Origin of the sequence: Natranaeroarchaeum aerophilus (assembly GCF_023638055.1) — an archaeon.
Taxonomy (GTDB): domain Archaea; phylum Halobacteriota; class Halobacteria; order Halobacteriales; family Natronoarchaeaceae; genus Natranaeroarchaeum; species Natranaeroarchaeum aerophilum.
On the sequence record NZ_JAKRVY010000017.1, the window covers coordinates 1 to 19,218 of the forward strand.

Sequence of the window (19,218 nt, forward strand, 5' to 3'; positions counted from 1 at the left end):
ATACTGCGCCCCCATGCATCGTGCATGGGGGCGTTTTTCATTTCGAACCGGGCGATTTCCGTCGCTCCCGGTACGCCCCGATCGACGCCACCGCTGCTGGCGAAACGCAGGGCTTAAGCGGGAGACGCATCTATCTATATACGCGCCAAGGTGGCAGAGTCCGGCCGAACGCAGCGGCCTGCAGAGCCGCCCACCGCCGGTTCAAATCCGGCCCTTGGCTTCCTGTGACGAACGGACGTGAGGAGCAGAAGCCATACAGACGGTTTGAACCCTGAGATGAGCGAAGCGAAGTCTCTCTGGTTCAAATCCGGCCCTTGGCTTTTTATTTCAGGTGACTTCGGAGCGGTAGCCCCGGAGATTTGCTTCGGTCCTGAAACGTGCGTAGTGAACTCGTCTGGTACAGATACTGGGTGGTGACATCTGACTCCAGCGACTATCCGTGAATCGAGGGTGATCCCGGTGTGAGTGCTGGCGATGCCGCAACGTTGTAGATGCTTGCCCTGTAAGGTACTTTCATGAGTCGCTCGCGGAAACCCGACTGGCTGCTCAAACCGCTGCCGACTGGCGAGGAGTTCACGGGTATCAAGCAGACGTTGCGAGATCGGAACCTTCACACAGTGTGCGAGGAGGCTAACTGCCCGAATATGGGCGAGTGCTGGAGCGGACAGGATGGGCCGGGGACGGCGACGTTCATGCTGATGGGCCACAGGTGCACCCGATCGTGTGGCTTCTGCGATGTCGAGACCGGCGGTGGTGAGCCGCTTGACCCCAACGAACCGGCCGAAGTTGCGAGCGCAGTCGCCGACATCGGACTCGATTACGTCGTCCTCACGTCGGTCGACCGGGACGACTTACCAGATCAGGGTGCGACCCATTTTGCCGAGACGATCCAGGAGATCAAGCGCCGAGACGCCGAGACGCTCGTCGAGGTGCTGATCCCCGACTTCCAGGGCGAGCCCGAACTCGTCCGGGAGATCATCGAGGCCGAGCCGGACGTCATCGCGCACAACGTCGAGACGGTCCAGCGTCTGCAGGGTCGGGTCAGGGACCCGCGTGCTGGCTACGAACAGAGCCTGCGCGTCCTTGAGCAGGTCAAGCGTGAGTCCGACATCCACACCAAGACCTCAATCATGCTGGGGCATGGCGAGCACGACCACGAGGTCTACCAGACGCTCGCGGATCTACGCGAAGCAGACGTCGATATCGTCACGTTCGGTCAGTATCTCCGTCCGTCCACCGATCACCTTCAAGTCCGGAAATACGTCCACCCCGACAAGTTCGATACGTGGGAGCGCGTCGCCGAGGACGAACTGGGCTTTCTGTACTGTGCTTCCGGACCGATGGTCCGTTCGTCGTACAAGGCCGGGGAGCTGTTCGTCGACGCCGTGATTCGGGACGGCAAAACAGTCGAACAGGCACGGTCGGAGGCACGGGCTGGCGGCGACTGAACGATGCGTTTTGAGGAGACAGTCTCAACGGAGTATAGCTGCGGTCTGTCTCACGCTGTGCTACTTGCTGATACTGAACCGGACAAAAGGTCCACGGTGCGAAAACGATCTTCTGGGCGCTGAACACTTGGTCGGTGTAACTGTGGTGACCGTCTTGGCAGTGTTCACAGACGGAGTGAAAGGTGACGGCGTGTTCTCAAAACAATCTATGCGGGAGAGTATACGCTACAGTAGTCGTATTGACCAGTCCGGGGCAGACTTCCGGAACGTGAGGAGCATTGCAGCTGCTGAAACCCGGTAGTCTGTTCCCTCTTGTACCCTCTCTCTATGGTCTTCTTGATGGATCTGGTGCCAAACGTGCTCAATCGAGCGTGAATAGTATTTGTATGATTTCCGATAACCCGGTCTCGGTAGTCGGGCTCGACAACAAAATACTGAACTGGTAGTGCTACTTCATCAGTACCAGTGACAGGCCAGCCCCGCGACTCGGATCGCCCTCCAGCCGAGCCGGACGACGATCCGGCCGAGCACGCCGACCCAGAAGAGTCTCCGCCGACCGACGGGTCCAGCGACGATCCGAAAGAGTCGATCACCGAAGGCAGTCTACTGGGGCCGCTCTTTCACCTTGCGTGGCCGATCGTCGTCATCCAGCTGTTGCAGGTGACCTACAACGTTGCCGATACGCTGTATCTCGGGCGGCTCTCCGCGGACGCTGTCGGCGCGATCAGCCTCGCGTTCCCGCTCATCTTCCTGCTGATCGCGGTCGCGGGCGGATTTACCACGGCGGGTGCGATCCTCGTCGCGCAGTATATCGGTGCGGAGGGTGATCGGTCCGCTGGGCTCGTCACCGGGCAGACGGTCTCGTTCGTCAGTCTGCTCTCGATCGTCATTGGTGTCGTGGGATACTTTTACACCCGCCCGGCGCTCGAACTCCTGCCGAGCGATCCCGATACGGCAGCCAGTGTCGTCCCGCTGGCGGCGGATTACATGGAGATAATTTTCCTCGGGATGCCGCTGATGTTTGGTTTTTTCGTCTTTTCAGCGCTCATGCGGGGGTACGGCGATACGCGTACGCCGATGCTCGTGATGGTGGTTTCGGTGATCGCGAACGTGGTGCTGGATCCGTTCTTGATTTTCGGGTTTCAGGACAACCCGCTCATGCTATGGCTTGGCTTGCAGAGCCTCGAAGCATCGGCACTTGCGGCCACAGGCTACACTGGCTGGGGGATCGAGGGTGCCGCAGTCGCGACGATCATCGCCCGTGGGCTGGGGACGGGGATCGGTCTCGGCCTGCTCTTTGGCACGTCGATCGGTCCGTCTGTTCGGCTGAGCCACCTTCGTCCGGACGTCGAGGTCATCGAGGACATCGTCCGGCTCGGGACGCCGAGTATGGTCGAACAGTCCACGAGCGCGCTGGCGATGATCAGCCTGACGGCGATGGTCGTCACGTTCGCGCCACCGGTCGTCGCCGCCTACGGGCTGGGCAACCGGCTCATCTCGCTTGTCTTCCTCCCGGCGATGGGGCTGGGCCGGGCGATCGACACGATGGTCGGCCAGAACCTCGGCGCGGATCGCGCGGACCGAGCCGCCCGTGCAGCGTGGATCGCGGCCTCGACCGGCGCAGGCGTCATGCTCGTCGTCGCGGTGATCGCCGTCACCTTCACCGAGCCGATCGTGAGCGTCTTCCTCGGAGACGTGCCGGACGCCCCCGAGACGATCGCGCTGGGCGTCGAGTACGTTCAGATCCGGTCGGTCGAGTTCGCCTTCATCGGCGTCTCGCAGGTGATGCTCGGCGCGTTCCGTGGGGCCGGAAACACCAAGATAGCGATGGTCATCTCGATCCTCACGCTGTGGGTCGGCCGTGTCGGGACGGTCTATCTACTCGTGTTCGTGTTCGACATGGGCGCAACCGGGATCTGGATCGGCATGGCGGTCGGGAACGTCCTCGGGGCGACCATCGCGGTTGCGTGGTTCCTGCGTGGTACCTGGAAAGAGAAGTATATCGACGAACCCGCGGTCGAGGCCGCGGAGCCAGCCGCGTCCGTCGATGGTGAAGACTAGGTCTCCCGGATCTATATGTGCCCGCCGCCGCTTGCGGAAGGTATGGACGAGCGAATCCGAGAGCACGCCGAGGTACTGGTCGACTGGAGCGCACGGATCGAGCGCGGTGACGACGTGGTGATGGCCGTCAGTCCCGGCGCACACGAACTCGCGGTCGCGACAGCGGAACTGCTCGGCGAGCGCGGCGCGAACCTCGTCACGACGCGGTCCTCGGGCGAGATCACACGCGCGTACCTCCGTGCCCACGACGACGAGTTCGACCCCGATCCCGCCCACGAACTCGCGCTCTACGAGAACGCCGACGCCTATCTCTCCCTGCGCGGCGGGCACAACACGGCGGCGACGGCGGACGTTCCGGCCGAGCGCCGACAGGCTCAGGCGAAAGCCACAGAGGAAATCCGCGAAGCCCGGATGGACACGGACTGGGTCTCGACTGTCCATCCCACGCGGTCGCTCGCCCAGCAGGCAGGAATGGCCTACGAGGAGTACCAGGCGTTCGTCTACAACGCTGTCTTGCGTGACTGGGAATCGCTCGCCGAGGAGATGGACCAGATGAAGGGGCTGCTCGACGAGGGGAGCGAGGTCCGACTCGTCTCCGCGAACACCGATCTCACGATGTCGATCGAGGGCCGAACCGCGGTCAACAGCTGTGCCTCGGTCGCCTACGACTCCCATAACCTCCCGAGCGGCGAGGTATTCACCGCGCCCTACGACACGTCGGGCCACGTCGAGTTCGACGTGCCGATGACGATCCACGGCAAGCGCGTCCGGGACGTCTCGCTGACCTTCGAGGACGGCGAGGTTGTGGAGTACGACGCTGCCCAGAACGCAGACGTAATCGGTGACGTCCTCGATACCGATCCGGGTGCACGCCGACTCGGCGAACTGGGGATCGGGATGAACCGCGGGATCGACCGCTACACGGACAACATCCTGTTCGACGAGAAGATGGGTGACACCGTCCACCTTGCGCTTGGCCGGGCATACGACGCGAACCTGCCCGAGGGCGAGTCGGGCAACGACAGCGCGGTCCACGTGGATCTGATCACGTCAGTCAGCGAGGACTCGCGGCTGGAGGTCGATGGCGAGGTCGTGCAGCGGAACGGGCGATTCCGTTGGGAAGACGGGTTCGAAAACTAGTCTTCGGTCGACGTCCGGTCGAGATCCTTCTCACCCTGATAGATCTCGTAGCCGTCCTGTGCGACCTTCTCGGCGAGGACGGCACATTTGATCCGCATCGGGCTGATATCGACGCCGAGCATGTCGACGATGTCGTCTCGGTCCATCTCCATCAGGTCGTCGACTGATTCGCCCGGCAGTTTCGACGAGAGCATGCTCGCGCTGGCCTGGCTGATCGCACAGCCGTCGCCCTGGAAGGCAACGTGTTCGATCGTCTCCTCGTCGTCGGCCAGCTTGACGTCGATACGAATCTCGTCGCCACACATCGGATTCTCGCCGACGTGAGTGTAGGTCGGCTCCTCGATCTCCCCGTAGTTACGCGGGTTCTTGTAGTGGTCGAGGATCTGCTGGCGATACATATCTGATCCCATTCCCATTGTTGAAACCGGATAGGTCCGTGCGGGGCAAAAGGATTCCGGCGCCGCCACCGGATCGCTAGGGGATGTTCGGGATGGATCGCCGCGTCAGAGCCGTTCGAGCAGTTTCCCGCTCGCGGAGGTGCCTTTCCGGTTGAACGAGAGGACGCGCACCCGGAGCATGTCGGCGGGCTGTATATCGTCGGGGACGTCCTTGACAAAGACCACGAACCCCTCGACTTTGACTACCGCGTCTGTCTCGCCGCTGTGGTGTTCAGTGAGTTCCTCGACGCCAGCCTCGATGATCTCGCCCTTTTCGACCGGGGCATCCCGGGCCTGTGCTTCCTCGTGGGCTCGCTTCGAGGCCGTTGCATCCGATCCCCGTCGCGAGCGCCACCAGAGTACGGCTGCAACTCCGATGACGACGACGACGAGCACTGTCCCGAACAGCGGCGTCATCTCCGGTGGTACGTTCATCGTCCCCCTCTGAACACTCATCATTTAAAAATCCCCTCGTTACTGGCTGACGTATGTCAGACAATCAAGGTTCTGGAACGGGTCGAAATGGACGCATGGCGTTTTGTGTCCGAACCAGTCCGCTCACCGGGGTCGTCCGCCGCTACTCGCTCACGCGAACAGCTGGCGGGCGTCGTCGATTGCATCGATCAACACGTCGATCTCCTCCCGGGTGTTGTAGATGTAGAAGGAGGCCCGAGCGGAGGCGGCGACACCGAGTGTGTCGTGCAGTGGCTGGGTACAGTGATCACCGGCGCGAATCGCAACAGCCGAGTCGTTCATAATCGAAGCCAGGTCGTGGGCGTGAACTGAATCGAGATTAAAGGCAACGAGCCCCCCGCGGTCGGGGCCGGGTTCGGGACCGTAGATTTCGATATCGTCGAACTCCGAGAGGCGGTTGTAGGCGTACTCGGCGAGTTCTTCTTCGTGTATCTGGATGTTCTCCATCCCGATCTCGTCGAGATAGTCGGCCGCTTTGGCCATGGCGATTCCCTCGGCGATCAGGGGTGTTCCGGCCTCGTACTTCCAGGGGAGGTCGTTCCATTTCGCGTCCTCGAAGGTGACTTTTGTGATCATGTCGCCGCCGTAGAGGAACGGCTCCATCTCTTCGAGGATCTCCTTTTTGCCGTAGAGGCCGCCAATTCCCGTCGGTCCGGCCATCTTGTGGCCCGAAAAGGCATAGAAGTCGGCATCGATTGCCTCGACGTCGACTGGACGCGTCGGGACGGCCTGTGCGCCGTCGACAAAGATGTAGGAGTCGTGTTCGTGGGCGATGTCGGCGAGTTCGGCGACCGGATTGATCGTGCCAAGCGTGTTCGAGACGTGGACGACGCTGACCATCTGCGTGTCCTCGCCGATCAACTCGCGGGCGTGATCCATGTCGAGTCGTCCGGTCTCGTCGACCTGAATATATCGTACGTCAGCACCGGTTCGTTTGGCGATCTGTTGCCACGTCACCAGTGAGGCGTGGTGTTCCATCTCCGTGAGGACGACCTCGTCGCCGGGGCCGAGTTCGTTCAGTCCCCACGCGTAGGCCACGAGATTCATGCTCTCGGTGGTGTTTTTCGTGAAGATCATCTCCTCGCGCCCGCCGCTTGCGCCGACGAATTCGGCGAGACGGTCGTGGGCCTCCTCGTAGGCGATCGAGGCCTCCTGACTGAGATGGTGGATGCCCCGGTGGACGTTTGCGTTGTACCCGCGGTAGTAGTCGCCGAACACGTCGATGACCTGATTCGGCGTCTGGGTCGTCGCCGCGTTGTCGAGATAGACGATCTGCTGGTCGTCGTTGACCCGGCGCTGCAGGATCGGGAAGTCCTCGCGGATCCGCTCGACGTCGAGTGGTGCAGTCTCTTGCGTTCCCATTGCTAGTGGGGAGGGTCTCCACACAAAACACTCCTTCGGTGCTGTGGTGTGACAGCCGGAAAAACCACGTTTGAGGGCTGTTCGACGTTCAGTCGTCCGATCCAGCCCGCACCTGGAACTCGGTAATGAGCGAGGGGCGAGTGTATCGAAGCATCAGCTCGGTATAGCGTGCGACCAGCCATGCCATGGCGTTGAACACGTGCAAGACGATGATGCCGATTCCGACGCCGATCGCGCTAAAGACGAGCGCACCCCACACTGAGTCGGCGTACGTCGAGATCACTTCGCCCGTCTCGACGGTCGCGCTGTAGGGCAGATCGAGACTGACCGACTGCCCGCCGCCGTCGAACGCGAGTTCGGGGACAGTGAACTCCACCGTACTACCGAGCGTGATGCCGACGTTCGGGTTCCCGTAATGGAGCGGTGCGGCGAGCAGCGTGACGACGACCGATCCCAGGACCGTGATGATGACGAACGCGAAAATCCCGATAAAGAACTTGCTGAACAGGTAGACGGTCCCCTTCCACGTACCGGCATCGAGACAGAGCTGCTTCAGCCGTCCGAGTGCGCCGATATCCGGATCGTGGTTGGTTACGGGAATCGTGACGTCCAGCAATAGTTCCGCGAGTGCGCGCTCTCCCGCAGCGAGCTGTGTGGCAAAAAACAGCGTCATCAACAGCAACGGGAGTCCGAACACGAGGATGATCAACCCGACTCCGACTGAAAAGCCGGTGACGAGAAAGACGAAGTATGCGATACCGAGCGGAAACGTTAGCAACAGATACAGCAGGTTGAAATACGTCTGTTTGCGGAGGGGAACACCGAGGAACCAACTGACACTCGATGTGGCGCTCCAGGGAGCTATCGGTTCGGACTCGCCGCTCGTGCTCATGATAGTCCCTCCGTGTTGATTGACTGTACGGGAGTATCAATCATTGTCGTTTGTGTGTTCTCAGGTGTCATATCAGGGCCTCCGTAAGGAGTGTGCAATTGCGAGCAACCCAGTCAGATGGCAGACGGTGATGACGAGCAGGATCTGTGCGTCGCTCGCATTGGTCACGCCGTCGATCGAGTACGACAGGACGAACGGAACAACGGTCAGGAAGGCAACGCCGATAGCGAGATAGAACATCGGCTGGCTCTCGTTGCGTCGATAGCCGCGGTAGGCGAGTCCGGCGACGAGCCCGCCCAGCGTCGCGCTGGTCAGTGCAACGAGGAAGATCGTTGCGCCGCCGCCGAGTTCGGTCTCGATGGCCGAAAGCACGGCTTCCGTCATCATTGGTCACACCTCGGACTAATCGCCGCCGTTGCGTCTGCCATCCTGAGGGTCAGTGCTGTCATGGATCTCCGAATATCGAGTACAGTATCGCAAGCAGTCCGGCGACTTCGCCGCTCGTCGCAACGATCTGGACCGTCACCGAGGGGAGATCGGTCAGTGTCGGGAGCAGGAATCGTGTCATCGTCGGTGCAGCACTGAGCAGGGTGATACCAACTGCGAGCCACAGCAGTGCCGGAGCACTGGAGCGCTGGTAGCCCCGGTAGGCCCGAAGCGCGATCCAGCACGCCAGCAGGAACGCCAGCGTCTGGCCGACGAACACCGTTATACCGACCAGCGGGCTGCCACCGGTCGTCGTCAGCAGTGGTGTGACATGCATGGCGATCAGAGCTCCTCGTACAGTCTGGTGAACCGATCTGCGGGATCCTCATCGCGCCGGTGGATATCGATCTCCATCTCCCCGTCTTCGATTTCAACTGCAACACGTTCGAGGCGCGCGGCGTACGTCTTGTAGTGGTGACCGTCGGGGTCGAGCTGTTGCTGGGACTCCAGCAGGTCGTGCTCATCGAGACGGTCGATTCGCCGGTAGATCGTCGGCGGCGAAGCGTCACAGCGCTCCGCGAGCGTCTCTGCTCCCATCGGCTCTTTGCTCGTCTCGATGAGGATCGACCGTGCGTACTCGTCGTCGAGTATGGCGAGTAGCTCGACCTCCTCATCCTCGGTCATTCACTGGTTGGTTCGCAGACACTATATAAAAAAGCCCACAGTTTCTGGCCCGGAAACTATGACGCCGGTATTAACATACACCCTCTCGATACTGCAAACGACATGCCCGCTATCGAAACGAACTCGCTGAGCAAGCGCTTCGGCGACGTCGTTGCGGTTGATGACCTGTCCCTCCAGATAGATGATGGTGAAGTGTTCGGCTTTCTCGGTCCGAACGGTGCCGGGAAGTCGACGACAATCAACATGCTGCTCGATTTCGCCCGCCCGACCGGCGGCTCGGCCACGGTGCTTGGCTACGACACGCAAGACGAGTCCCAGAAGATCCGCAAACGAGTCGGCGTCCTTCCCGAGGGCTTTGACCTCTACGAACGCCTCTCCGGTCGCAAACACATCGAGTTTGCCCAGCGCGCTAAAGGCGCAAACGGCGATCCAGAGGAGTATCTCGAACGCGTCGGTCTGGGCGGCGATCCAGCCGACAGAAACGCCGGCGACTACTCGAAGGGGATGAAACAGCGTCTGGCCTTCGGGATGGCACTGGTCGGCGAGCCCGATCTGCTGATCATGGACGAACCCTCCAGCGGTCTCGACCCCACTGGTATTCGCGAGATGCAAGAGATCGTCCGCGCGGAAGCCGAGCGTGGGACGACCGTGTTCTTTTCGAGCCACATCCTTGATCACGTCGAGGAGATCTGTGACCGGATCGGCGTGATGAACGAGGGCGAACTGGTCGCCGTCGGAACCCTCGATGAACTCCACGCCCAGATCGGCGGGGACGCCCACCTCGAACTCTCGGTCGACGATGTTCCGGAGCAGACTGTCGACACGCTCCCCGACATCGCGGGTGTTTCGGGTGCGGCGGCGCGCAACGGTATGCTCGACGTCACCTGCACCGAGTCGGCGGCCAAAGCCAGAGCGATCAATCACGTCGAGGACGCCGGAACGACGGTGCTCGACATTCAGGTCGAGGATCAGGATATCGACGATCTGTTCGCGGAACTCACCGGCAATGGCTCCACGCCCGAGGAGGAAGATGCCCCCGAGGAGGTGGTCGCATGAGCGTCCCGACGGTTGCCCGGAAGGACTTCGAGGACGCTGTCCGCTCGCAGATGCTCTGGTCGATGACCGGGCTGCTCGTGGGGTTGATCGTGCTGATCTACGGTGCAGTCAGGTACTTCGAGGGGAGCGCACCGGCGGATGAACTGGCCGCAATACTCGCCCTCCCGATGCAGGTAATTGTCCCGCTTGCGGCGCTGATCGTGGGCTACATGGCGATCGTCGGCGAGCGTCGCTCGGGCAGTATCAAGATTCTGCTGAGTCTTCCGCCGACGCGCGAGGACGTCGTCGCCGGAAAGCTTCTCGGACGAGCGGGTGTCGTCGCGACCGCCGTCCTTGCTGCGTTCGCCGTTGCGCTGGTGCTCGGCCTGGTGCTGTTCGGCGAGGTAGCGGTCGGTGAGCTGTTCGGCCTCGCCGTCGCGACCCTGTTACTTGGGTTTGCTTTCGTCGGCATCGCGGTCGGCTTCTCGGCCGCCGTGGCGTCTCGCGGGCGTGCAATGGCTGGCGTCGTCGGGACGTATCTGGTCTTTCTGGGCTTCTGGGACGTCCTCGTCGGCGGCATCTACCGGCTCGCGACCGGCGCGTTCCCGCCGGGGATCATTCCGATGGACGGCCGGATCGAGCCGTGGGCGCTTGCGCTCCAGCGACTCAATCCGATGGAAGCCTACGGCGTCGTCGCCTCCGGGCTGATGGACCAGCAAGTGTTTCCGCTGACCCTGCAGTTCCCGATCGGCGTCAACGTCGTCGGGAACGAACCGCTCGAAGACGTCGTGATCGGGGAGGTTCCCTTTTACCTCTCGGAGTGGTTCTCGGCGGTCGTGTTGCTCGCCTGGTTCGTCGTCCCCGTCGCGCTGGGCTATCTCCGATTTAGAAACGCGGATCTGGGCTGAGGGCGACGCTTAAGTTTCTGTACTCCTGCGCTCCAGTATGGTGACGAAACGTGCGCTCGGAATCAGTCTCCTCCTGCTCGGTCTCGCTTTTGTCGGCGTGTTCCATGCCGTCGCGTCGCTGGCGTTCGACAGCGGGGTGGGCTGGATCGGGATCGGTCTCGCAGCGATATCGCTGCTGGGGATCGTACTGGTCAACACCGGCGGGGGATCGACGAACCGCTAGGCGAGCCGCAGGACCTGTGCGTGTAGCGTCGACTCCAGTTCGAGGACGTTTGCCTCGTCGACGTAGCCGTGCTCGATTGCCAGCTCGACCGCCTCGGTCCCGACGATATTGGCGATCGTCGCCCGCGATAGGCTGTCGACGACCTCGTCCTCGCCGACGTCTTCACCCCCGTAGAACTCCTCGGTGACGGTCAACGAAATATCGCCGTTCTCGTAGGTCTCGCCGAGCGTCTCCGGATCGCAGACGGTGACGAGCAGCCCCTTCTCGGTCGTGCGCTCGCTGACGATCACTGCCCGAGCTCCTCGCCGACCATCTCCTCTTCGGCCTGTCGGCGCATGTCCTCGGCCTCCTCTGCGATCTCTTCGGCTTCGTCGTACTCGCCTAACTCTTCGAGCGCGCGGGCTTTCTCTTCGAGCGTGACCTGATTGCGCATCCCCAGCCTGATGGCGTTATCGAGCGCGTTCAGGGCATCCTCGGCGAGACCGCGTTCGAGCAGGAGAAAGCCGCGGTTGTACCAGGCTTCGGCAAACCGCTGGTCGATCTCGACAGCGCGTTCGGCGTGTTCGAGCGCCTGCTCGCTCCGGCCGGACTCCCAGAGCGCGTACGCGAGGTTCGTCTCGGCGGTTGCAGCGTGTTCGCTGTCGCCGTCCATCGAGATTGCCTCCTGATACGCGCCCATCGCGGCGTCCCACTCCTCGAGTTCAGCGTGGGCAACCCCCTTGTTGACCCACGACTCCTGTTCGATCAGTTCGTCCTCGGCGAAGCGGGCTGCTCGCTCGAAGGTCTCCGTTGCCTGCTCGTAGCGGTTGATCCCCATGTAGTTCAGCCCGACATCGAGTAAGGCGTTCGCGTCGACCGCATCGTTCGCTGTCGTCTCCTCGTCGAGCAGGTCCGGGATCACACGGGAGTCGACAGGGTCGACTTTGTCCGGATCGATGTCGAGTTCGGGCGGATCGAGATCGAACTCGTCGTACTCCCCGGAGAAGCCCTGCCCTTCGGAGAACTCGTGGTCCTCTTTGGGGTCGTCGGCTGGATCAGTCATGCCCGATAGTTCGACTGGGGCGGTGTTAAGGCCTGCGTTGGCGGCTTCTCGCTTTGCCCGGTCAGGCCGGAGATCGCTCTCGACGATCGCCCGGTCCCATGACCTGCCTTTTTGATCCACCGACGCTTCGGTACGCCCATGAGCAAGCGACTGTTCGTGAGCGTCGACCTGCCCGACGAACTCGCCGACGAGGTCGCGGCAGTTCAAGAGGAGTTCCGCGAGGCGAGCGGGCTCCGGTTCACTGACCCCGAACAGGCCCACCTCACGCTCTTTTTCCTCGGCGACGTCGCCCCCGATCGCGTGACAACGGTGGAGTCGGCCCTCACCGAGGCAGTCGAAACCGCAGCTATCGACCCCTTCACTGCCCACGTCGAGGGGCTCGGTGTCTTCCCCTCGCTGCAGTATATTAGCGTCCTCTGGGCGGGCGTCTCCGCTGGAGCTGACGAACTCACCGCGCTCCACGAGGCAGTCGAACCACGGCTCGTCGGTCTGGGATTCGACGCCGACGACCACGAGTTCACCCCACACGTCACGCTCGCGCGAATGGACCACGCAGGCGGCAAGGAGCTGGTCCAGCAGGGCGTCCGCGAACTCGACCCAGTCGTCGGCGAGTGGACCGTCGAGGAGGTTCGGCTGACCGAAAGCGAGTTGACGCCCGACGGCCCGGAGTACTCGACGGTTCGGCGGTTCGAGCTGTGATCGCTTGCCCAGTGCACTGTCCGAGTGTATACAATATCACATTGTAACATTGTTTACAACGTCACATGGCGGTCGAGAGGGTGCGCATCTGGGCTCTGCGCTCGTACTAGCTACTCCTCCTGCTTGCCCCTAGCTACCCCTCCCGACAGACTGCGTCCGCGAGCGCGGGCAGCACCTCGGTGACGTCCGCCCGAAAATCGTAGTCGGCGCTGGCGGTAAAGGGCGTCAGATCGTAGTTCACGACTGCGAGCGCCGCGCCGTCACGACGAGTAGGGAGCGAGGCGGCAGGCTGTACCTGCAGGGAGGAGCCAGCAACGATGAGCACGTCACTGTCGGCGACGAGTTCCCGGGCGGTCGAGAGCGCGGACGGAGCGAGGTCCTCGCCGAACAGCACGACGTCGGGTTTGTAGATCCCACCACACTCGCAGGTCGGCGGGCCGTCGCCGTCGTCGACGAGACCGAACGCCCACTCGGCGTCCCGCTGTGTCCCACAGTCCTCACAGACCACCCGCCGGGCGTTCCCGTGCAACTCGATCAGCCGCTCGGATCCGGCTTCGGCGTGGAGTCCGTCGGTGTTCTGCGTGATTACTGCTGTGAGTGGTCCTTCCCGTTCGAGCTGGAACAGCGCGTCGTGGGCCGCGTTCGGCGCGACATCGTCGGGCAGCATTCGCTCCTGAAGTCGCAAGCGGTCCTCCCAGAACCCCCCGGGATCGCGTCTGAACCGACGCAGATGAAACGACTGGGGGTCGAACTCCTCGCCCCAGATGCCGTCCTCGCCGCGAAAGGAGGGGATCCCCGATGCGGTGCTCAGACCGGCACCGGTCAGGGCGACCGCCGCGTCGGCTGCCCGCAGGTCGTCCGCGAGATCGGCTATCCGGTCGTCCATAGTCGACTGTTGGTGACGGCGATTGAAAGATGCGATGCTGGACGGTTCCCCGCGGCAGATTGATTGCTGTCTGGGGCCAATGGGTCATACTTGACTATCACGATGCTCACACCCGATCTCCTCACCGACTACGACGCGAACGTTCCGACTGAGACAGCGACAGCGACGTTCGGCCTCGGCTGTTTCTGGGGCCCCGACGCCGCGGCAGGTTCGATCGACGGCATCGTGCGGACGCGCGTGGGCTACGCCGGTGGAACGAAGCCCGATCCGTCCTACGAAGTGATCGGCGACCACACCGAGGTCGTCCAGATCGAGTACGATCCCGATACGGTTTCGTTCAGCGACCTCGTCAAGTGGGCGTTCACGGAGCACCATCCCCCCACCCAGGCGGAGAAACGCCAGTACCAGAACATCGCCTTTACCGAGACGCCGACCCAGCGCGATCAACTTCGGCGGTTTCTGGACGGCAGCGAGTGGACCGAAGACCAGATCGAGACCCGGCTCGAATCGCTTGACGCGTTCACCCTCGCCGAGGACTACCATCAGAAGTTTCAGCTCCGTGGAACGCGCTGGATCACCGATGCCTTCGAGGAGGCGGGCTACGACGCCGCGGCCGTCAGGGAATCGCCCGCCGCAGCGAAGCTAAACGCCCACGTTGCCGGACACGACGTGACGTTTCCCGGCCTCCAGCAGTCGTACGAGCCCAGTCGGTGAGAGCACGAGTGGTGTGTCCCCCAGTGCGTGGAGGTGCGCCCCCACGATTAACGAGCTGTGCCGTGGTATCTCACGGCATGTCGCGATTTCTCATCGTATACGGTACCGGCGAAGGACAGACTGCACGCGTCGCAGCACGAATCGGTGAGGTTCTCGCTGAGCGCGTGCATGAGGTGACGGTGATCGATATCGAGGACGCCGAGTCGGCCGCCGCTCCCGAGCAGTTCGATGCGATTCTCGTCGGCTCGTCGATCCATGTCGGAGCCCATCACGAGGCTATCCGTGAGTACGTCGAGACGAACCTGAGCGGCGTCTCGACCCGCCCGAGCGCGTTCTTTCAGCTCTCGCTTTCGTCCGCAGTCGACGACGAGGCGCGCCGGGCGGAGGCGGCACGGTACGTCGACGACCTGCTCGAAGCCGCTGACTGGAACCCCGACCGGATTGGTCTGTTCGGCGGTGCACTCCGGTACTCGAAGTACGGCTTTCTCAAGCGGCTTCTGATGAAACGGATCGCCAAAAACGCGACTGGCGACGTTGATACGTCCCGGGATTACGAGTACACGGACTGGGACGAAGTCGAGGCGTTTGCTGCCGACTTTGCTGGGTTCGTTGAACGGCGGCTTAAAAACGAGTGACCCCAACCCGTTTGGATGAAGAATAATTATAAATATTCCGAATTTAGATAAGAAAATAATAAAGATGCGTAAAGATTGGATACATACCCTACAATAGAAATATGTATTAGTACGTTTCTTGGCCTTCTAGAGCCCTCTAACGCCGATTTACTCTCCGAAAGTTATTTGATACTACTCTAGTAACGCCAACACGAATGTCCGAAAAAAGCCGTACCTCGGCTGACACTCGGCGTAGTTTTTTGACCAAGACCGGCGCTGTCGGCACCGTTGCTCTGGCTGGTTGTCTGGGCGATGACGACGACGGGGCGATTACATGGGTGATGAATCCGGCAGAGGATACCATCGATATCGAAGTGCAGTATCAGCCACTGTTCGAGCTGATCGAGGACGAGTTCGATGTCGAGATCGAAGGACTTCCGACCCAGAGCTACTCCGGGACATCGGAAGAACTGGCCCGCGCGGGTGACGGGGATCGGATTATTGCAGACACCTCACCTGGAGCGGTGCCAGATCTCGGGCCGGACGAGATCGATGTCGTCGGGATGCGTGAAGCGTTTGGCGCGGAACTGTACTTTGGAACGCTCGTCACTACGCCTGACAGCGGGATCAACGAGGTCGCTGATCTGCAAGGGGAATCCGTTGCGATGGCTGATGTCGGATCGGTCTCCGGTGGGATGGCACCAATGTGGATGCTGCAAGACAGCGGACTGGATATCGGCAACGCACCTGAGGGGGGCAGCGCCGAGGACTTCACACTGCGCAGTGGAGTCGCACACGACCTTGCCGTCGAGGAGCTTATCGAGAGCGACACGGTCGCTGCAGCGGGTGCAGGGGAATTCGCCTCGATTCCCCACGTCCCGCTTGACCAGATCGAAGGCGAGTACGAGGACCTCTACGAGATCTCACCCGAAGTTGAAGATGCCGGCACGGAAGACCCGGAACTCCAGCTCCTGGACGTTTCGCCGTCGATTCCACGAGCGCCGATCGTCGTCAACACGGCCTGGGAAGAGGATATTCGGTTCGATATCGAGGAGTTCATGCGTGACGTGACGCCCGAGGATCTCCAGCACGACCCGTTCGACCTCGCTGACGAACTCAATCTCGATCTACCCGAGGAACTTCTCGAAGACTACGCCGACCCCGATTACGAGGAGTTCGACGTGGACGACTACGATCTCAGCGATGACCAAGACGACGATTGGTCCGACTTTGGGGACCACGAGCTGTGGTTCAGCGGCATCATCGAGGCGACACACGAGGACTACGATCCGGTCAACAACTTCGCCGAAGACCTGGGCATTGGCTTCGACGAGATATAGTAAGCCCCAAACAGAGCCACTCCAAATTCAGGATATCCGATGACCAAAATCGTCGTCGACAACCTCAGGAAAACCTACGGGGACACCGTCGCTCTCGACAATATTTCGTTCGAGGTCCCGGCGGGGGAGTTCGTGATCATCCTCGGCGTCTCCGGCTCGGGGAAATCGACGCTCCTTCGGTGTATGTCCGCGCTCACTGAACCGACCGAGGGACAGGTACTGATGGACGGCGAACCGATGACGACGACCCGCCCCGATGTCGCGATGATCTTCCAGCAACACAACATCGTCGGGGACATGAGCGCGTACTCGAACGCATTGTCGGGTGGAATCAACCGGACTGGACTGATCGAGAGCATCTTCCAGCTACACGACGACGCGGAGAAACAGCGCGCACTCGAAGCGCTCGACACCGTCGGCCTCCTGGACGAGGCCGAAAAGAAGGGCCGACGGATGAGCGGCGGACAACAACAGCGTGTCGGGATCGCACGTGCACTCACTCAGCTTCCGCAGGTGTTGCTCGCCGACGAACCCGTCGCCAGTCTCGATCCGGGGAGCGCACAGGACGTGATGGGCTACATGCAGCAGGCGTCCGACGAGCGTGATCTTACCACGTTCATCAGCCTCCATCAGGTCAACATCGCCCGGAAGTACGGCCAGCGATTCATCGGGCTACACGACGGTGAGAAGGTGTTCGACGGCTATCGCGAGGAACTCACCATCGATGCGGTCGACAAGATCTACGGAGACATCGATACGGAAGGCATGTTCGTCACGGACGAAGCGGACGACAGGCCGCTCGAAGACGGAGAGACACGGGAGGCGGAGCTATGACCGACGACGATCGCCCTACGGCGTCCGACGGTGGAGTCGAACAGCCGAACCGTCTCGAATCCGCAAGTGCGCGGGTGAACGAACAGTTCGAGAATATCCGACAAACTCGGCGAAGACGGGCCTTCGGCTGGCTCGGTCTCGTTCTCACGCTCGGTTTCATTACGCTACAGGGGCTTGCTGCGGCGGAGTTTTTCGATAGTAGAACGAACTTTACGTGGAGCCACTTCGCCGGGCGGATGGGCGATTACTTCCCCCGGACCGACGTTGGCGGTATTCCGTTTCTCGACATCTGGACCTACTGGGAGTTCATTTCCTCGAACGATCTGATCTACGATGCCGAGATTGGGGGGCTGCTGTTTCAGTTCCCACCGAACTTCGCGGATCTCTATGCCTTCTTTTTCGAAGAGCTGGGCGTCTTCCTGATCTTTGGGGAGGCCGGGATCACGCTGGCGATGGGGCTCGTCGGGACGATCCTCGGCTTCCCGCTCGCGTTCCTGTTTAGCGTGCTCGGCTCCGAGCGAGTCACGCCGTTCCCGATCAACTTCATCTTCCGCGGGATTATGTCGTTCATTCGGGCCATCCCGGCCATTATCTGGGCGCTGATCTTCGTTGCACTCGTCGGGCTGGGGGCTGCGGCGGCGACACTCGCCATCGCACTAAATACGATCGGTAACCTCGGTCGCCTGTTCGTCGAGGAGCTCGAAGAGCTCGAGGACGGACCGATCGAAGCGATGCAGACGACGGGCGCGAACAAACCACAGGTGGTCTTCTTCGGCATGTTGAGTCAGGTGAAGACCTCGTTTATCGCCTGGACGCTGTACATCTTCGAGATCAACGTCCGGTCGGCAGTCACGGTCGGCGTCATCGGTGCCGGTGGACTTGGTGCTGTCGTTGCGACCCAGGAGGCACGACTCGTGTTCGAGAACATGATGGCTACACTCTTTGTCATCTTCGTACTCATCTTCCTCGTCGAGCTGTTCAGTCAGCGTCTCCGTGCTCGACTGCGATCGAACCAGGAGAAAAAGAGTATCTACGAGTTGATCGTCGGCTTCCCGCGACGGATGGCCGACTCCGTCGTCAGGTAGCTCGACGCTAGCGTTTTTCTTCGATCTCGCGGGCAGCAGCCAGCAGTTCGTCGTGTCGTTCGCCGTTCGACGCGACAACCCCACGGCTCCGCGGCGTCCACGACTCGCCATCGAGATCGGTTACGGTTCCGCCTGCCCATTCGACCATCGCGACGCCCGCGACAGTGTCCCAGGCGTTCGCATCGATATTCGTGAGTACGCCCTCGACCGACCCAGCCGCGAGCAGGGAGAGCGATGCCTGAGCGCAGCCTGGCCGCCGGAGGTCGCCGAACCGTCGGACGATTGTACCGGTCGCGGCGGCGTATTCGTCACGACGATCCCGGGGCCACCAGATCGACGGGACGACCTGAAACGTCTCCGGGTCGGTTCGGCCGCTGACGGTCACTGGTGCGCCGTTCCGCCTGACGCCATCCGGCGTCCCGACGTAGGTGTCGCCCAGCGCGGGCATATCGTTGACCGCCGCGACCGGAGTACCATCCACGAGACAGGCCACGCTCGTCGCCCAGCGACGGTTCTCTCGGACGAAGTTGTTGGTCCCGTCGATCGGATCGACGATCCAGACCATCCCGGTTTCGGGGACGGTTCCGGTCGCGCTCTCCTCGCCGTAGATCGTGGCGTCTGGGATAGCATCACGTATCCGCGCTTCGACTGCCGCCTCCGCATCCCGATCTGCCTGCGTAACCACGTCGGTTTTGCCCGACTTGCGCTCAACGTCGAGCGGGCCACGGAACGCTTCTGCCGCGACAGCACTTCCCGCAGCTGCGCTCTCGCGGGTTATCTCAACCAGCTGCCCGGTAGCGACCTCGTTCGCGTCTCGGTCCATCCTCGCTAGTTTAGGAGCAAGGGGTTTAGATCCAAGGGCTTTGGTGAATCGCCATACGTGAGTTAATTCGGGTGGGTGACGGCTCGTTTGA

Annotated in this window: 23 protein-coding genes and 1 tRNA gene; 13 read left to right on the forward strand and 11 right to left on the reverse strand. The window is 61.7% G+C overall.

The features are described from left to right. Positions 1-144 precede the first annotated feature (144 nt). The 4 genes from AArcSt11_RS16405 to AArcSt11_RS16420 all read left to right on the forward strand — a co-directional run bounded on the left by AArcSt11_RS16405 (position 145) and on the right by AArcSt11_RS16420 (position 4,649). A tRNA-Cys gene (locus AArcSt11_RS16405) sits at positions 145-220 on the forward strand. 295 nt (positions 221-515) lie between these two features. After that, positions 516-1,448, forward strand: a complete 933-nt coding sequence (lipA, locus tag AArcSt11_RS16410; protein ID WP_250598704.1) for a lipoyl synthase — start codon at positions 516-518, stop codon at positions 1,446-1,448. Positions 1,449-1,913: 465 nt separating this feature from the next. After that, complete coding sequence (locus AArcSt11_RS16415; protein WP_434803502.1) at positions 1,914-3,509, forward strand: MATE family efflux transporter; 1,596 nt, start codon at positions 1,914-1,916, stop codon at positions 3,507-3,509. Positions 3,510-3,551: 42 nt separating this feature from the next. Then, positions 3,552-4,649 carry an aminopeptidase gene (locus AArcSt11_RS16420; RefSeq protein ID WP_250598706.1) on the forward strand — a complete coding sequence of 366 codons (1,098 nt, stop codon included), beginning with the start codon at positions 3,552-3,554 and terminating at the stop codon, positions 4,647-4,649. Here the strand turns inward: AArcSt11_RS16420 and sufU are convergent. From sufU to AArcSt11_RS16455, 7 genes are all read right to left on the reverse strand, one after another. Continuing rightward, positions 4,646-5,065 carry a Fe-S cluster assembly sulfur transfer protein SufU gene (gene sufU / locus AArcSt11_RS16425; protein WP_250598708.1) on the reverse strand — a complete coding sequence of 140 codons (420 nt, stop codon included), beginning with the start codon at positions 5,063-5,065 and terminating at the stop codon, positions 4,646-4,648. The genes AArcSt11_RS16420 and sufU overlap by 4 nt on opposite strands. Before the next feature lie 87 nt (positions 5,066-5,152). Beyond that, entirely contained in the window at positions 5,153-5,521 is a 369-nt protein-coding gene (locus AArcSt11_RS16430; RefSeq protein WP_250598710.1) for a TRAM domain-containing protein, read from the reverse strand. Positions 5,522-5,671: 150 nt separating this feature from the next. Further along, on the reverse strand, positions 5,672-6,922 hold the full coding sequence (locus AArcSt11_RS16435; protein ID WP_250598712.1) for an aminotransferase class V-fold PLP-dependent enzyme: 1,251 nt from the start codon (positions 6,920-6,922) through the stop codon (positions 5,672-5,674). An 88-nt stretch (positions 6,923-7,010) separates the two neighbouring features. Continuing rightward, positions 7,011-7,814 carry a sensor domain-containing protein gene (locus AArcSt11_RS16440; RefSeq protein WP_250598714.1) on the reverse strand — a complete coding sequence of 268 codons (804 nt, stop codon included), beginning with the start codon at positions 7,812-7,814 and terminating at the stop codon, positions 7,011-7,013. A 72-nt stretch (positions 7,815-7,886) separates the two neighbouring features. Then, positions 7,887-8,201, reverse strand: a complete 315-nt coding sequence (locus AArcSt11_RS16445) for a DUF7521 family protein (RefSeq protein ID WP_250598716.1) — start codon at positions 8,199-8,201, stop codon at positions 7,887-7,889. A gap of 58 nt (positions 8,202-8,259) precedes the next feature. Beyond that, positions 8,260-8,577 carry a DUF7521 family protein gene (locus AArcSt11_RS16450; RefSeq protein ID WP_250598718.1) on the reverse strand — a complete coding sequence of 106 codons (318 nt, stop codon included), beginning with the start codon at positions 8,575-8,577 and terminating at the stop codon, positions 8,260-8,262. Positions 8,578-8,582: 5 nt separating this feature from the next. After that, the gene (locus AArcSt11_RS16455) at positions 8,583-8,924 is read right to left on the reverse strand and encodes a winged helix-turn-helix domain-containing protein (protein ID WP_250598720.1); all 342 of its coding nucleotides are present in this window, start codon (positions 8,922-8,924) and stop codon (positions 8,583-8,585) included. Between the two features lie 102 nt (positions 8,925-9,026). Here AArcSt11_RS16455 and AArcSt11_RS16460 point away from each other — a divergent pair, with 102 nt between their 5' ends. From AArcSt11_RS16460 to AArcSt11_RS16470, 3 genes are read left to right on the forward strand one after another with little or no spacing between them, the layout of a single operon-like run. Further along, entirely contained in the window at positions 9,027-9,980 is a 954-nt protein-coding gene (locus tag AArcSt11_RS16460) for an ABC transporter ATP-binding protein (protein WP_250598722.1), read from the forward strand. Then, positions 9,977-10,867 carry an ABC transporter permease subunit gene (locus AArcSt11_RS16465; RefSeq protein ID WP_250598724.1) on the forward strand — a complete coding sequence of 297 codons (891 nt, stop codon included), beginning with the start codon at positions 9,977-9,979 and terminating at the stop codon, positions 10,865-10,867. Before AArcSt11_RS16460 ends, AArcSt11_RS16465 begins: the two co-directional genes overlap by 4 nt. A 37-nt stretch (positions 10,868-10,904) precedes the next feature. Continuing rightward, a complete protein-coding gene (locus tag AArcSt11_RS16470) occupies positions 10,905-11,090 on the forward strand; it encodes a hypothetical protein (protein WP_250598726.1) in 186 nt (61 codons plus the stop codon). Here the strand turns inward: AArcSt11_RS16470 and AArcSt11_RS16475 are convergent. After that, on the reverse strand, positions 11,087-11,380 hold the full coding sequence (locus AArcSt11_RS16475; RefSeq protein WP_250598728.1) for a DUF424 domain-containing protein: 294 nt from the start codon (positions 11,378-11,380) through the stop codon (positions 11,087-11,089). The two genes, AArcSt11_RS16470 and AArcSt11_RS16475, sit on opposite strands and share 4 nt — an antisense overlap. Next, positions 11,377-12,132: a tetratricopeptide repeat protein gene (locus tag AArcSt11_RS16480; protein WP_250598730.1), complete on the reverse strand. Its 756-nt coding sequence runs from the start codon at positions 12,130-12,132 to the stop codon at positions 11,377-11,379. The genes AArcSt11_RS16475 and AArcSt11_RS16480 overlap by 4 nt, the downstream gene beginning before the upstream one ends. 138 nt (positions 12,133-12,270) lie before the next feature. Between AArcSt11_RS16480 and thpR the strand changes: the two genes are divergently transcribed. Then, positions 12,271-12,831, forward strand: coding sequence for an RNA 2',3'-cyclic phosphodiesterase (gene thpR, locus AArcSt11_RS16485; RefSeq protein ID WP_250598732.1), 561 nt, complete (start codon positions 12,271-12,273; stop codon positions 12,829-12,831). A gap of 133 nt (positions 12,832-12,964) precedes the next feature. On the opposite strand, the gene AArcSt11_RS16490 is transcribed toward thpR, so the two are convergent. Beyond that, positions 12,965-13,717 (reverse strand): SIR2 family NAD-dependent protein deacylase, encoded by a 753-nt coding sequence (locus AArcSt11_RS16490; protein WP_250598734.1) that lies wholly within the window; start codon positions 13,715-13,717, stop codon positions 12,965-12,967. A gap of 102 nt (positions 13,718-13,819) precedes the next feature. Here AArcSt11_RS16490 and AArcSt11_RS16495 point away from each other — a divergent pair, with 102 nt between their 5' ends. The 5 genes from AArcSt11_RS16495 (at position 13,820) to phnE (ending at position 18,304) form a co-directional block, all read left to right on the forward strand. Continuing rightward, a complete protein-coding gene (locus AArcSt11_RS16495) occupies positions 13,820-14,431 on the forward strand; it encodes a peptide-methionine (S)-S-oxide reductase MsrA (protein WP_250598736.1) in 612 nt (203 codons plus the stop codon). A gap of 77 nt (positions 14,432-14,508) precedes the next feature. Beyond that, complete coding sequence (locus tag AArcSt11_RS16500) at positions 14,509-15,066, forward strand: flavodoxin domain-containing protein (RefSeq protein WP_250598738.1); 558 nt, start codon at positions 14,509-14,511, stop codon at positions 15,064-15,066. A 320-nt stretch (positions 15,067-15,386) separates the two neighbouring features. Continuing rightward, on the forward strand, positions 15,387-16,385 hold the full coding sequence (locus AArcSt11_RS16505) for a PhnD/SsuA/transferrin family substrate-binding protein (protein ID WP_353617831.1): 999 nt from the start codon (positions 15,387-15,389) through the stop codon (positions 16,383-16,385). 39 nt (positions 16,386-16,424) lie between these two features. Beyond that, on the forward strand, positions 16,425-17,219 hold the full coding sequence (locus AArcSt11_RS16510) for a phosphonate ABC transporter ATP-binding protein (RefSeq protein ID WP_353617829.1): 795 nt from the start codon (positions 16,425-16,427) through the stop codon (positions 17,217-17,219). Beyond that, on the forward strand, positions 17,216-18,304 hold the full coding sequence (phnE, locus tag AArcSt11_RS16515; protein WP_250598742.1) for a phosphonate ABC transporter, permease protein PhnE: 1,089 nt from the start codon (positions 17,216-17,218) through the stop codon (positions 18,302-18,304). The genes AArcSt11_RS16510 and phnE overlap by 4 nt, the downstream gene beginning before the upstream one ends. Positions 18,305-18,311: 7 nt before the next feature. Here phnE and AArcSt11_RS16520 read toward each other — a convergent pair whose 3' ends face one another. Then, entirely contained in the window at positions 18,312-19,127 is an 816-nt protein-coding gene (locus tag AArcSt11_RS16520) for an inositol monophosphatase family protein (RefSeq protein ID WP_250598744.1), read from the reverse strand. Positions 19,128-19,218 lie beyond the last annotated feature (91 nt).